The organism is Winogradskyella ouciana, from assembly GCF_009709615.1.
GTDB classification, from domain to species: domain Bacteria; phylum Bacteroidota; class Bacteroidia; order Flavobacteriales; family Flavobacteriaceae; genus Winogradskyella; species Winogradskyella ouciana.
On the sequence record NZ_WJYA01000005.1, the window covers coordinates 265,163 to 279,160 of the forward strand.

11 protein-coding genes are annotated in these 13,998 nt (G+C 36.6%); 5 read left to right on the forward strand and 6 right to left on the reverse strand.

Going from position 1 to position 13,998, the window contains the following annotated elements; all coding sequences use genetic code 11:
- The first annotated feature begins 204 nt into the window (after positions 1-204).
- Complete coding sequence (gene rplU, locus F1003_RS08745; protein ID WP_155088990.1) at positions 205-909, forward strand: 50S ribosomal protein L21; 705 nt, start codon at positions 205-207, stop codon at positions 907-909.
- Positions 910-950: 41 nt separating this feature from the next.
- Positions 951-1,211: a 50S ribosomal protein L27 gene (gene rpmA, locus F1003_RS08750; RefSeq protein ID WP_155088992.1), complete on the forward strand. Its 261-nt coding sequence runs from the start codon at positions 951-953 to the stop codon at positions 1,209-1,211.
- Positions 1,212-1,370: 159 nt separating this feature from the next.
- Here the strand turns inward: rpmA and F1003_RS08755 are convergent, their stop codons facing one another.
- From F1003_RS08755 to F1003_RS08780, 6 genes are all read right to left on the reverse strand, one after another.
- Positions 1,371-3,143, reverse strand: coding sequence for a MutS-related protein (locus tag F1003_RS08755; protein ID WP_155088994.1), 1,773 nt, complete (start codon positions 3,141-3,143; stop codon positions 1,371-1,373).
- Between the two features lie 134 nt (positions 3,144-3,277).
- Positions 3,278-4,024, reverse strand: a complete 747-nt coding sequence (locus F1003_RS08760) for a succinate dehydrogenase/fumarate reductase iron-sulfur subunit (protein ID WP_155088996.1) — start codon at positions 4,022-4,024, stop codon at positions 3,278-3,280.
- Between the two features lie 9 nt (positions 4,025-4,033).
- Complete coding sequence (locus tag F1003_RS08765; RefSeq protein WP_155088998.1) at positions 4,034-6,031, reverse strand: fumarate reductase/succinate dehydrogenase flavoprotein subunit; 1,998 nt, start codon at positions 6,029-6,031, stop codon at positions 4,034-4,036.
- Positions 6,032-6,044: 13 nt separating this feature from the next.
- Positions 6,045-6,731 (reverse strand): succinate dehydrogenase cytochrome b subunit, encoded by a 687-nt coding sequence (locus tag F1003_RS08770; RefSeq protein ID WP_155089000.1) that lies wholly within the window; start codon positions 6,729-6,731, stop codon positions 6,045-6,047.
- Positions 6,732-6,830: 99 nt separating this feature from the next.
- Positions 6,831-8,066 (reverse strand): hypothetical protein, encoded by a 1,236-nt coding sequence (locus F1003_RS08775; protein ID WP_155089002.1) that lies wholly within the window; start codon positions 8,064-8,066, stop codon positions 6,831-6,833.
- Between the two features lie 132 nt (positions 8,067-8,198).
- Positions 8,199-11,051: a VPS10 domain-containing protein gene (locus F1003_RS08780; RefSeq protein ID WP_155089004.1), complete on the reverse strand. Its 2,853-nt coding sequence runs from the start codon at positions 11,049-11,051 to the stop codon at positions 8,199-8,201.
- Between the two features lie 276 nt (positions 11,052-11,327).
- Here F1003_RS08780 and F1003_RS08785 point away from each other — a divergent pair, with 276 nt between their 5' ends.
- From F1003_RS08785 to F1003_RS08795, 3 genes are read left to right on the forward strand one after another with little or no spacing between them, the layout of a single operon-like run.
- Positions 11,328-12,617 carry an aminopeptidase P family protein gene (locus tag F1003_RS08785; RefSeq protein ID WP_155089006.1) on the forward strand — a complete coding sequence of 430 codons (1,290 nt, stop codon included), beginning with the start codon at positions 11,328-11,330 and terminating at the stop codon, positions 12,615-12,617.
- 20 nt (positions 12,618-12,637) lie between these two features.
- Positions 12,638-13,546 (forward strand): DNA-methyltransferase, encoded by a 909-nt coding sequence (locus F1003_RS08790; protein WP_155089008.1) that lies wholly within the window; start codon positions 12,638-12,640, stop codon positions 13,544-13,546.
- Positions 13,543-13,998 (forward strand): BglII/BstYI family type II restriction endonuclease, encoded by a 456-nt coding sequence (locus tag F1003_RS08795; RefSeq protein ID WP_155089010.1) that lies wholly within the window; start codon positions 13,543-13,545, stop codon positions 13,996-13,998. Before F1003_RS08790 ends, F1003_RS08795 begins: the two co-directional genes overlap by 4 nt.

The following is a 13,998-nucleotide window of genomic DNA, read 5'->3' on the forward strand; positions in this document are numbered from 1 at the left end:
CCACTTTTTAACATAATAAAGTATAAAAACTCTATTTAATCCCGTAAAATTCCAATTCATTTTATTGAGATATCAAAATCCTATTCCTAAAAGAGTTCAAAAAGCCTGAAAACGTTTGTAGATTAAGAATTTAGAATTATATTTGCATCCGCTTTCTGAGAAGGAAGCTTATAATTTTAAACAAATTAATAAAAACGTTACGCTATGTACGCAATTGTAGAGATAGCAGGGCAGCAATTTAAAGTTGCAAAAGACCAAAAAGTTTTTGTTAACCGTTTATCTACTGAAGAAGGTAAGAAAGTTTCTTTCGATAACGTTCTTTTAATAGGTGATGGTGACAAAACTACTTTAGGCGCCCCAGCTATAGACGGAGCACAAGTAAGTGCTAAAGTCTTAAAGCACCTTAAAGGTGACAAAGTAATTGTTTTCAAAAAGAAAAGACGTAAAGGTTACCGTGTTAAAAACGGTCACAGACAAGCCTTAACCGAAATCGTAATTGAAGGCATTACTGCTTCTGGAGCTAAGCCAGCTAAAAAAGCTGAAAAAGCTGCACCGAAGAAAGAAACAAAGAAAGCTGAACCTAAAGCTGCTGCTAAGACAGAAGCTAAGAAGGCAGCACCAAAAGCTAAACCAGCTGCAAAGAAAGCAACAGGTAAAGCTGATGATTTAAAGAAAATTGAAGGTGTTGGACCAAAGGCTGCTGAAGCTATGGTTAATGCTGGATTAGATACTTTTGCGAAAGTAGCAAAAGCTAAGCCAGAAGACATTGAAGCAATTTTGGCTGAAGCAAGTTCTAGATTAGCACACTTAGTAGCTAATACATGGCCACAACAAGCTAAATTAGCTGCTGATGGAAAATGGGACGAGCTTAAAGAATTACAAGATAATTTAGACGGAGGAAGAAAATAAATTTTCATCCTTTAATATTAACAAAATAAAACCTTAAGACAATGGCTCATAAAAAAGGAGTTGGTAGTTCTAAAAACGGTAGAGAATCAGAATCGAAACGCTTAGGTGTTAAGATATTTGGTGGACAAGCTGCTGTTGCTGGAAACATCATCGTAAGACAAAGAGGTAATACACATCACCCAGGTGAAAACGTGTATCAAGGAAAAGACCACACTTTACACGCTAAAGTTGATGGCCTTGTACAATTTACTAAGAAGAAAGACAATAAGTCTTATGTTTCTATAGCACCATTTGAGGCTTAAGACATAACTTCTTAATACATATTTTAAAGCCCTTTCTGGAAACAGTGAGGGTTTTTTGTTATCATTAAATACGAAGCAAAAAATCTTCCATAGAGATTAAAGTTAGAAACTCTGTTATTACACTTCGACTGCACTCAGTGTGACACTATAGAAAACATTTTACACTATTTCCATCTTCTTCAACAGAAAGCTAGCATTCATATTTTGGCAAACACCTTTCTTAAGCTTGTAATCAAAAAAGAGTTCGTCGTTTTTGATTTCTGCATCAAAATAGTAGTTTTTTACGGCTTCTAATTCGGCTTCAATTTCCGTAAGGCTTAAATCGTGCGTGGCGATAATTCCCGTGGCATTTTGCTTTACCAACTTTTCTACAAATTTTCTTGAGCCAATGGCTTTGTCTGTACTATTTGTTCCTTTTAGGATTTCATCTAAAATCACAAAATAATTCTTGTCTTCAGCAATCGTATCAACTATAAATTTTAATCGTGTTAATTCACTAAAGAAGTACGAGCTATCATCCGTTAAGGAATCCGTAGTGCGCATGCTCGTAATAAGTTTAATCGGCTTGTATTTACTTTCTTTTGCACAAACAGGCAATCCTACATTTGCCATTACGATATGTAGCGCAACCGTTCTAAGAAAGGTGCTCTTGCCGGCCATATTTGCTCCAGTAACAATGAAAAATTGCTCTTCCTGCAACTCTAAATCACTATCAATACGCTTTTCAGGATGTAATAAGGGGTGTCCTAGATCTTTAGCATTAATGGTTATACTTTCAGAAATAATTTCAGGATAAGTAAAGTCTTGATGATTAAAAGCATAGTTTCCTAAAGTATTATAGGCATCAAAAAACGTGACGACATCAAACCAATCTTCTACTTTATCTGCATAGTGACTTATCCATTGCTCTACATGATAGGTTTGCCTTATGTCCCAAAGCAAATAACCATTCCCGAAAATAGCAGAAATAAAATTGTTTCTATTGTCTAATGCATCTAAAGCTTTTGAAAATTTTGAAAATATCTGAGAGGCTTTCAACCCTTCGGACTGTATTTTTTCTTGTTTTTGCTTTAGTAAATCCGACTGAAATTCTTTTTGTTCAATCTGATTGAGCAATAGTGCATATTGCCTAAAGGTGTCTTTGGTGCGTTCGGTGTTTTGGGCCACCGTGTTTATTTTCTTTAAAAATCGCCCTGTAATTGCCAAACCTAAAAGCAACCAGTAACCCACATATTCTATTGGGATAACTTCGGTGATACCTAAGACCAAAATTGCTAAAGAAGCTACACTAAAAGCGATAGTAAACCAGTAAATGGTAGAGCTTAAAAAAGGCTTGTAGTCTTTCAACCATGTAATGATAGATTCTACTGAATATTCTACCTCTACACCTTGCGCCACACCAGAATAGTATTGTCGCCATTCTGACTCCTCGGCCAATTCTTTTATGGCGTGTTGCCTAGCTTCAATATTGGAAATGTCATTTGCCAATAAACAGCTTACAAGCGATTTAGTCCCTTCTTTTATGGTTGTTCTATTGATAAACTGAAAGAAAGAGCCTCTCCCAAATAAATCGATATCTAAACTATAATAATGCTTGGGATTTTGAAACATTTTGCCGTCTGGCCTAGCGTGAAAATTACCTGCAGCAATTTTAAGTTCGTCTTCATTTATAATTGCGAGACGTTTATGTAATGCTCTCTGTGCTTTTAAATCTGTATATCTAGACAGTAAAAATAAAAAGATGGCTGAGCCTACAGCTGCAATTACTATAGCTATTTGCCACTTCTGAAACAACATATAAACTCCGAATGCTGTTAATCCGAAAACCAAAAGTCTAAGTGTGCTTAACAAACCCATCTGTTTATAAATGCGTTTTGATTCTGCTTTGTGCTTCTCTGACTGAGTCTTATAAAATTGGTTTGGGTTTTGCATTTAAGATTGGGTTCAAAATAAAATCCCAAGATAAGATTTTACCTTGGGAGTTCATATTTTTTCAAGATCACTAACTTTCGGCAGACAGTTTCGCTTTGGCGTTGCTCAGTTTAGTCCGACAGTTCTGAACGATATTATTTTTTCACAGTAGCGGAAAGATACTCTCGGTTCATACGTGCAATATTTTCCAAGGAAATTCCTTTAGGACACTCTACTTCACAAGCTCCGGTATTGGTACAGTTACCAAAACCTTCTTCATCCATTTGCTTTACCATGTTCAACACACGATCTGTTGCTTCTATACGACCTTGAGGTAACAATGCAAATTGAGAAACCTTAGCGCCAACAAATAGCATTGCCGAAGCATTTTTACAAGCTGCCACACATGCACCACATCCAATACAGGTTGCAGCACTAAAGGCATCGTCCGCATCGTGTTTGTTAACAGGAATCGCATTGGCATCAATTGTATTACCAGAGGTATTAACAGAAATAAATCCTCCTGCATGCTGTACTTTATCAAAAGAGCTTCTATCTACAATAAGATCCTTTATCACAGGAAATGCCGTAGCTCTAAATGGTTCAATGGTGATGGTGTCACCATCGTTAAAAGACCTCATATGTAACTGACAAGTCGTAATATATCTGTCAGGACCGTGAGGTCGACCATTAATAAATAGTGAGCAGGAGCCACAAATACCTTCTCTACAGTCGTGATCGAATGCAACCGGTGTGTCTCCCTTGGTAATTAGTTCGTTATTTAACACATCTAACATTTCAAGGAAAGACATATCTGGCGATACATCATTGATTTTATAATCAACCATTTTTCCTTTGTCATTAGCGTTATTTTGACGCCATATTTTGAGTGTAAGATTCATATTATCCTCTTATTTATAACTTCTTTCTTTAACCTCTATATTTTCATACTGCAAGTCTTCTTTATGAAGTACTGCATCTTTTGGTTCTCCTTTATATTCCCAAGCTGATACGTATTGAAATTCTTTTCTACGCATCGCTTCTCCTTCTTCAGTTTGGTATTCTTCCCTAAAGTGGCCTCCAGCAGACTCTTCGCGTTGCAATGCATCTTTAGCAAACAATTCACCTAATTCTAAGAAATCTGCAACACGACCCGCTTTTGCAAGTTCTTCGTTAAATTCATCTGCAGTTCCTGGTACAAGAACATCTTTCCAGAATTCTTCTCTTAGTTGAGAAATTTCTGTTATTGCCGATTTTAAATCTTCGGCATTACGTGCCATTCCACATTTATTCCACATAATCTTTCCTAAACGTTTGTGGAAATGATCTACAGAATGTTTACCGTTATTATTTATGAGATGGTTTATATTGTCCTCAACTCTTTTTTGAGCATCATCAAATTCTTTGGTATCAGTTGGAATTTCACCAGTTCTAATATCATTAGACAGGTAGTCACCAATAGTATAGGGTAATACAAAATAACCGTCTGCCAATCCTTGCATTAATGCTGAAGCACCAAGTCTGTTGGCTCCGTGATCAGAGAAATTAGCTTCACCAATACAGTACAATCCTGGTATAGTAGTCTGTAAGTTATAGTCAACCCAAAGTCCTCCCATTGTGTAATGTACCGCAGGATAAATCATCATTGGCGTCTCATACGGATTCTGATCTACAATTTTCTCATACATCTGAAATAAATTTCCATACTTTTTCCTTACAACTTCCTGACCTAACTTCTTTACCAGAGCATCATCATTTTCATCCAAACCTTTAACGTGTGCTTGCTCTTTTCCATAGCGCATAAATGCTGAAGCAAAATCTAAATAAACAGCTTCACCAGTTTTATTTACACCATAACCAGCATCACAACGCTCCTTTGCAGCACGCGATGCAACATCACGAGGCACAAGGTTTCCAAAGGCAGGATAACGACGCTCTAAATAGTAATCTCTATCGTCTTCAGCTAATTCGGTAGGTTTTAATTTCCCTTCTCTAATAGCTTCAGCATCTTCTTTCTTTTTTGGTACCCAAATTCGTCCGTCATTACGCAATGATTCAGACATCAAAGTTAATTTAGACTGATGTTCTCCAGAAACCGGAATACAAGTTGGGTGGATCTGAGTATAACAAGGGTTGGCGAAGTAAGCTCCCCTTTTGTGAGCTTTCCAAGCTGCAGTTACGTTACTTCCCATCGCATTAGTTGAAAGGAAAAATACATTTCCATAGCCTCCAGTACCTAACACTACAGCGTGAGCCGAATGTCTTTCAATTTTACCAGACACCAAATCGCGGGCAATTATCCCTCTTGCTTTCCCGTCGACCATAACCACATCCAACATTTCGTGGCGATTGTACATTTTAATTTTACCTCGACCAATCTGACGATTCATTGCAGAATAGGCGCCTAACAATAACTGCTGACCAGTTTGTCCTGCCGCATAAAATGTACGTGATACCAGTACACCACCAAACGAACGGTTATCCAATAATCCACCATATTCACGGGCAAAAGGCACACCTTGCGCCACACATTGGTCAATAATATTTGCAGAAACCTCAGCTAAGCGATACACGTTTGCCTCTCTAGAACGATAATCACCACCTTTTACGGTATCGTAAAATAAACGGTAGGTTGAATCTCCATCTCCTTGATAATTCTTTGCTGCGTTAATTCCACCTTGAGCTGCAATTGAGTGCGCACGACGTGGAGAATCTTGAAAGCAAAATGCTTTAACATTGTAACCCAATTCCGCTAACGTTGCAGCAGCAGAGCCACCGGCTAAACCTGTTCCAACTACTATAACATCAATGTTACGTTTGTTTGCAGGATTAACAAGATTGATGTTGTTTTTATGATTGGTCCACTTTTCTGAAAGTGGGCCTTTTGGTATTTTAGAATCTAAAGCCATATCAGCTATTATTTTAGTGGTTAAAATGATGGTACAATGCAATGAAAATAAAACCTAATGGCAATCCAATTGCATACACCTGAGCTAAGCCTTTCATACTTTTCTTATAGATGCTATTTGCACCAATAGATTGAAAAGCTGAACTAAATCCATGTAATAAATGTAAACTCAATAACACAAAAGCTAATACATAGGCTCCGACACGCAATGGGTTTTCAAATTTGTGTACGAGTTCTTCATAATATCTAAAGCCACTATTTACATTATCTGGATCTAACAGACCGCTCATATCTCCTTTAAAATATTTAATGTTAATTTCTGGAGCCCAAAAATCTATAAAATGCAATACCAAGAACGCTAGTATAACCGCTCCAGAGAGTAGCATGTTTCTACTCATCCAAGTAGAATTAGCATTCCCGTTATTTCTTTTGTAACCCTTTTGTCTGGCTTTATTGTTTTTATACTCTAAAACAAACCCCATAATAAAGTGAAAAATAACACCAAAAATTAAAATAGGTTGTAAAACGAATTGCACAGCCCAAAACGTTCCCATAAAGTGAGAAGCTTCATTAAAAAGATCTTCACTGAAAACAGACAGAATATTAATTGCAAAATGTTGAAGTAAAAAAATCATTAGGAAGAGTGCCGAAAGTGCCATGGCAAACTTTCTTCCAATCGTAGAATTTAGAATTCCGCTCATTATAATTTTAGTTAACTAATTAGAGTTACAAAGATACAGCGCAAACGGGTTATTCCCAACTGCGCTATAGTATAATTAATTATTTAGAATGATTTTAATCTAAAAATTGAATCTTGGGTTAACAATGGAATTGTAAATAGAACCAAACTGATAACTAAATCCAACACTTACAAAATAATTATAACCCGATTGTAGTTGCTGTTGTTGCAATAATAACTCTTCCAAAGATACATCTCCGGCAGGTAGGTTGATTTGGTCTCTGGTAATTCGATAATTACCACTTACATTAAAATTAAAGCCTTTAAACACTCTAATATTTGCACCTAGAAAAAACCCATAGGACTTTAAACTTGTATCATGCAAAAATTGATTGAAAGACGCTTCAGCATTTATATTTCCCCATTCTTGCCTAAAACTAGTTCCAAGTAATAATGAATGCTGAAAAAGTGTTTCTTCCTCTTCAGCAAATACAGAACGTTCTATATAGTCATTGTAAACTAACCCATTTCGATACGATAAGATCAACTGCTTTTTTGCAGATTCTGAATATTTAAAGAAATTATATTCTATTGCGGGCCTTAATCTCCAAAACAGTTCATAATTACTAAATGTAGATGTCCCTATACTACCAAAAACACCAGCAGACCAATGTTCAGTAATACTTACTACATCACTAACGTTTAAGTTCTTGCTATTGTTAATAGCGACGATATCTTCACCATCGAATGTAAACGTAGATTTGTTTTCGCTAAACCCTAGTCTAAAAGAAAACTTATTCTTTGCTGTAACACGTCTTGCCGAAACACTAAAGTTTAAATTACTGGAATTATTAGTTTCCTGACCATTAAAAAACCCTCTGGCACCAAGCCTAAATACCCAATAATTCCAAGGGTCTTTTTCCTCAACTTTTTCTTCTTCATTCTCTGGCGTTGGTACATTGATTGTCACCTCATCTGTAGTTCCTTTTGCAATCCAAAAACGCACCAATCCAAGCTTAAGGTTTTCTAAAATCTTTCGCCTTTCATCATCTCGCGTCATATTAGAATCTGTAGAAAAACTGAGTTTATAATTAATGGCTTCAAATTCTTTTTTTCCTATAAACTCAACATCATAACTTCTTCCACCACTACCATTGCGCTGTGTCACAAAAAATAAGTGTACATCACTAAGTCCTTGATCTCTTACAAACTGAACATTACCTAAGTTCTGTCTTAAATAAGTCTGATCACAAACGTTACAATCTAAAAAAATTTTAAGTTGCTCAGTAGAATCGTTCTGTGCGGTTAGGTTAAAAAATAAAAATAGTGATACTAATAAAGTGGAGGACTTTAGCATTATTTAGCGATGGTTTAGTTTAGTTTCGGCAAATTTACCTCGAACTTTAACGTTACACCCACGCTTTTAGTTCAGTTTAACATTAAGGTTCTCTAATTTGTAATCATTCTAAAGTCTTTAAAGTTTAGTCTTTTATTTTATCTCCAACTTGGTTTTCGCGTTATCTATTTGTACCGCATATACGCCTTTTGGCAAATAATATTTCCCATTGCCAGCTTTTGAAATATCTACACTTGTATTTTCTTTCATTAAGGCTTTTTTGCCTTTTTCTGTGAGTTCTAGATTGTAATCCACATAGTTGAATCCCTTGTCAGCATCAAATGTCATGCTATTAAGTTCTGTTCCTTTTTCAGACAAAATTTTAATGGTTTTTTTACCTGATGCATTGCTATAAAATTGAATGGTTTTCTCTGGCTCATAGGCATCTGACCATTGGCTGAACGAACTTCCCCAGCGTCTTGAAGAACGAACAGGACTTAAGTCAAAAATGGTAATCGCCTTCGATTGCATATCTGAATCCAGTTGCTGTAATCCTGAAATATCCGCTTTATAAATACTGCGTCCATGTGTACCCAACAATAAATCCTTGGCTTCAGGTTGTACAACAATATCATGAACAGCGACATTCGGTAAACCTTCTGAAAACACTTCCCAAGATTGTCCCATATTAAATGACACATAAGCTCCGTTATCTGTTCCTAAGTACAGCATATTTTCATTCTTTGGGTCTTCCTTAATCACATTGACTGGAGAAGCCGGAATGTTTCCGCTGATGTCTTTCCAGGTCTGTCCGTAATCATCACTCATATACGCATAGACTTTAAAGTCATCCCATCGATAACCGTTCAAAGTTGCATAAACACGTTCCTTTTTATGTTGAGACGCAACGACTCTGCTCACCCATAAATCTTTTGGAAATGAATTGGAAATTTTCGTCCAACTACCTCCTGCATTTTTGGTGACACTTAAAACTCCATCGTCACTTCCTGCGTAAATCAAGCCAAATTGAAATGGACTTTCTGAAATCGTTGTCAACGTACCATAAGCCACATTTCCTTTTTTACCTCCATTGGTTAAATCATCACTTATGGCCTCCCAATCGTTACCTTGATTCATAGAGCGCATCAATTTGTTGCCACCCAAATACAAAATATCTTGATTGTGAGGTGACAGCAAAATTGGTGTTTGCCAATTAAAACGATAAGGATTTTCGCCTAAGGTATGTTTTGGCTGAATGTATTTACGTTCGCCTGTTTCACGATTGATTCTAAAGTAATTTCCGAACTGGTAACCTGTATAGACAATATCCGAATTTCTATTATCTATCTGAATTTGCATACCATCTCCACCCATGATGCCTTCCCAAGGGTATTGCCCTCTTTGATGCCAGCTTTTATCTTCTCTTGCGTTATGGGCTCCGACCCAAACACCATTATCTTGCAAACCTCCATAGACATTGTACGGTTGTTCATTGTCGACATTGATGGCATAAAACTGGCCCACGGATGGCGAATTCAGCTTTATCCAACTTTCACCATCATCATAACTCATGTTCAATCCACCATCATTGCCGTTGATTAAATGCCCTTGTATTTTAGGGTTGACCCAAAGTGCCTGATGATCTGCATGCACATTCTCACGTCCTATTGATGTAAAACTTTTTCCGGCATCCTTAGATTTCAAAATAGGAACTCCCATAATGTAGATACCGTCCTTATCTTGTGGATCTACTCTAATTTCGCCAAAATAATAACCATAACTGTAATAAAGCCCATCGATATAATCCTCATGCGTTTTTTTCCAGGATTTACCACCATCGGTACTTTTATAAACCTCAGCTCCAATCACAGGAGTATCAAATAACATGGCGTTTGCGTCTTCTAAATACTTGGCTAAATCTATGGGCTTCACATTACCAGAACGCACCATTTGCTTGACGTTCTCAGCTCTGTATTTTTCCTGAAAACCATTAGTCTTTAAAAAAGCGTTTAATTTTTTGTCTTCCAATGCCAAAAAGTCTTTGGTGGACATGGTCTTAAAATCCTCTTTTGTTAAACCTCTTTCGGGTGCTGAGCTTGTCGAAGCATCATCGTCTTCTCTGTGGAATTGACTATCGTGTAACGCATAAACAGTGTTTTCATCAAACACGGCAAGTCCAATTCTACCCACACCTTCACCTGTTGGAAACCCACTATTTTTTGTTGAAATTTTCTCCCAAGTATCTCCTCCATCTGTACTTTTATAAATGGCTGAATTATTTCCGCTTCCTGTAAAATTCCATGCTTTACGATCTCTTGTCCAAGAGGCTGCAAACAGCACATCAAAATTATCTGGTGCGTGTTGCACGTCAATGATACCGCTCATGCTATCTACAAACAAGGTTTTATTCCAGGTTTGTCCTCCATCAGTCGTTTTGTAAATACCGCGTTCTTCGTTTGGTGAATACAGATGACCCGTGACACCAATAATCACTTCGTCTGGATTGTTTGGATTAATTAGAATTCGACCTATATGATGTGAGTCGTCTAGTCCAAGATGGTCCCAGGTTTTACCGTTATCAGACGATTTCAAAATACCAATACCTGCGTAGCTCGATCGCGAACTGTTGTTTTCACCTGTACCGACCCAAATGGTTCTGTTTTTCCAATCGACAGCAATATCACCTACATTTTGTGTGGCAGCATTATCTAAAATTGGAGTGAAAGTTGTACCGTTGTTAGTGGTATGCCAAACTCCACCCGACGCATAACCGACATAAAACTCAGAAGGCCTCTCTGGATTCACATCCACATCGACCACACGACCACTCATAATGGTTGGTCCAATATTTTCAAAAGGGACGTTTTTTACCAATGACGCTTGTGTCATCTTTTGCTTTTGTTCTAAAGCCTGTTTTACGGTTTCGGCAGACGTAGACGGTTGCTGAGCACTTACAAAAATTGAGCTCACAAAAAATACAATGGAAAGGAATTTTGTGTTTGACATGTTGGTTAGTTTTAAAGTGAACGAAAATTAACCAATCTTCATTCGTCCTCAAAATTTAATAACAAAGTTTAACAGATTATCACAAGTTGCTTTGGCTTGCGTTTTTGTTTGTTTATTTTTGGGAAACTGAAATATTCTGTCAGCTTGAGCGCAGTCGAAAGCCTCGTTTAATTTTTATATAGTTCTCAAAAGCACTTCGACTGCGCTCAGTGTGACATTTTAAATTTATTAATAAAGTTCCCGATTTCTCGGGAACGAAAAAAATTCTTTTTTTCGATGAAATACGACCCAATAGACTCACAACTCTTTATAAAAAACCGTAAAAACTTTGCCAAATATATGCAACCAAGCAGTTTGGCGATATTCAATTCCAACGACATTTATCCGACTGGTGCAGATAGTACCTTACCATTTGCACAGCATCGCGATATTTTTTATCTCAGTGGTGTGGATCAGGAAGAAAGTGTATTGGTCATTTTTCCGGATTGCCCAAAAGAAAAGCATCGCGAGGTGTTATTCCTAAAAGAAACGAACGAGCACATTGCGGTTTGGGAAGGCGAGAAACTCACCAAGGAAAAAGCCTTTGAAACCTCAGGCATTAAAACCGTGTATTGGTTAAAGGATATGGAAAAAGTGTTGTTTGAACTCATGACACAATGCGACACCGTTTACCTCAACACCAACGAACATTACAGAGCAAGCGTAGAAACCGAAACACGCGAAGCGCGTTTTGCAAAAAAATTAAAAGACAAATATCCTGCGCATAGTGTCGCTAAAAGCAATCCTATTTTACAACGCTTACGCTCTGTAAAAGATCCTATAGAACTAGAGATTATGCAACAGGCTTGCGATATTACCGAAAAAGCCTTTCGCCGTATTTTACAATTTACAAAGCCTGGCGTTTGGGAATATAATTTGGAGGCCGAATTTATGCACGAGTTTCTCAACAACCGTTCTAAAGGTTTTGCCTATACTCCAATTATCGCATCGGGAAACAATGCCAATGTGTTACATTATATTGAAAACAACCAACAGTGTAAAGCAGGCGATTTAATCTTGATTGATGCTGGTGCGGAATATGCCAACTACTCTAGTGATATGAGCCGTACGATTCCCGTTTCAGGAAAATTCACGGATCGTCAAAAAGAGGTTTATAACGCAGTCAATCGTGTGAAAAACGAAGCAACCAAAATGCTGATTCCTGGCGCGTATTGGGAACAATACCATGTTGAAGTTGGTAAACTGATGACCTCAGAATTGTTAGGTCTTGGCTTATTGGATAAAGCCGATGTACAAAACGAAAACCCAGACTGGCCAGCGTACAAAAAATATTTTATGCATGGTACATCGCACCACATTGGGTTAGACACACACGATTATGGTTTACTTCACGAACCGATGCAAGCCAACCAAGTCTTTACCGTTGAGCCTGGTATCTATATCCCAGACGAAGGTTTTGGTATCCGCTTAGAAGACGATGTCGTAATCCAAGAGTCTGGAGAGCCTTTTAACTTGATGCGTAATATTCCTATTGAGACTGAGGAGATTGAGGAGATTATGAATTAACATTATAATTCAAATAAAGAATGCTTTTAGAAGAATACAAATACATACACGGAGATTCTGGCAAAGAGTTAAAAAAGCTAGACAATAACAAATTCAAATTAATTATCACTTCTCCACCTTATAATATTGGCAAAGAATACGAATCTAAAAGTAGTATAGAAGAGTATTTAAACCAACAAAAAAAAATAATTAAGTTATTAGTAGATAAATTACATCCAAATGGAAGCATTTGCTGGCAAGTAGGTAACTATATTCATGAAAAAGAGGTTTTTCCGCTTGATATTTTTTATTACAAAATATTCAAAGAGTTCGGGCTTAAGTTAAGAAATAGAATAATTTGGCATTTTAGACATGGATTACATTCTTCGAGTCGCTTTTCAGGAAGGTATGAAACTATTCTTTGGTTCACTAAAAGCGACGATTATACTTTTAATTTAGATAATGTTAGAATACCATCGAGGTACCCAGGAAAAAAGCATTTTAAAGGCCCCAAAAAAGGGAAATATTCAGGAAACCCTAAAGGTAAAAATCCTAGTGACATATGGGATATTGTACAAAATGACTGGGAAAAAGAAATTTGGGATATTCCAAATGTAAAAGCAAATCATGTCGAAAAAACGGAACATCCTTGTCAATACCCAATTGAACTGGTAGAGAGATGTGTGTTAGCCCTGACTAGTCCTGGGGACTGGGTATTAGATCCTTTCGCTGGTGTAGGATCAACAATGTTGTCTGCTCTTAAAAATGAAAGAAAAGCCTTAGGTATTGAAAAATTCAAAAAATATATTAAGGAGGGCCAGAAAAGAATTGATGCTTTAGAAAATGATAATTTAAAAGTTAGACCAATTAATAAGCCAATTTATGATCATACGAAATCAAAACTTTCAAAACAACCAGAATCATTCAATGAAATTATTACAAAAAAATGAAAATAGAAGAGTACTGTCATAATTGTGAAGCACAGAATATTCCTCCTAATTTGAAGGATGGAATATATGAAGTGATTGAAAATTTAAATTTCGAGTTTTACAAAGGATGTTCCAAAAAACTTCGAGAAATATTAAAAGATAATTTAATGAAACTTGGTTGGTCGGAAAAAGTAGAGTTGGATGCAAATACTAGAATCAATATTACATCCATGAATAAAGGATTTGGTCTTTGCTTACAAACTGGAAATATGAGTAGATTTTACGCCGACTTGTTAAAACTTGAATATTTATACAAAAAAGGTAAACTAAACGGTGCCTTTTATATTTTACCCTCTAAAGAAGCCGCAAATAAACTTGGGTCTAATATTGTAAACTTTAATAGATTTACGCATGAATTAGACGTATTTAAAAAAGTAATAACAATTCCAATAAATGTTATTGGTTTAAAATAA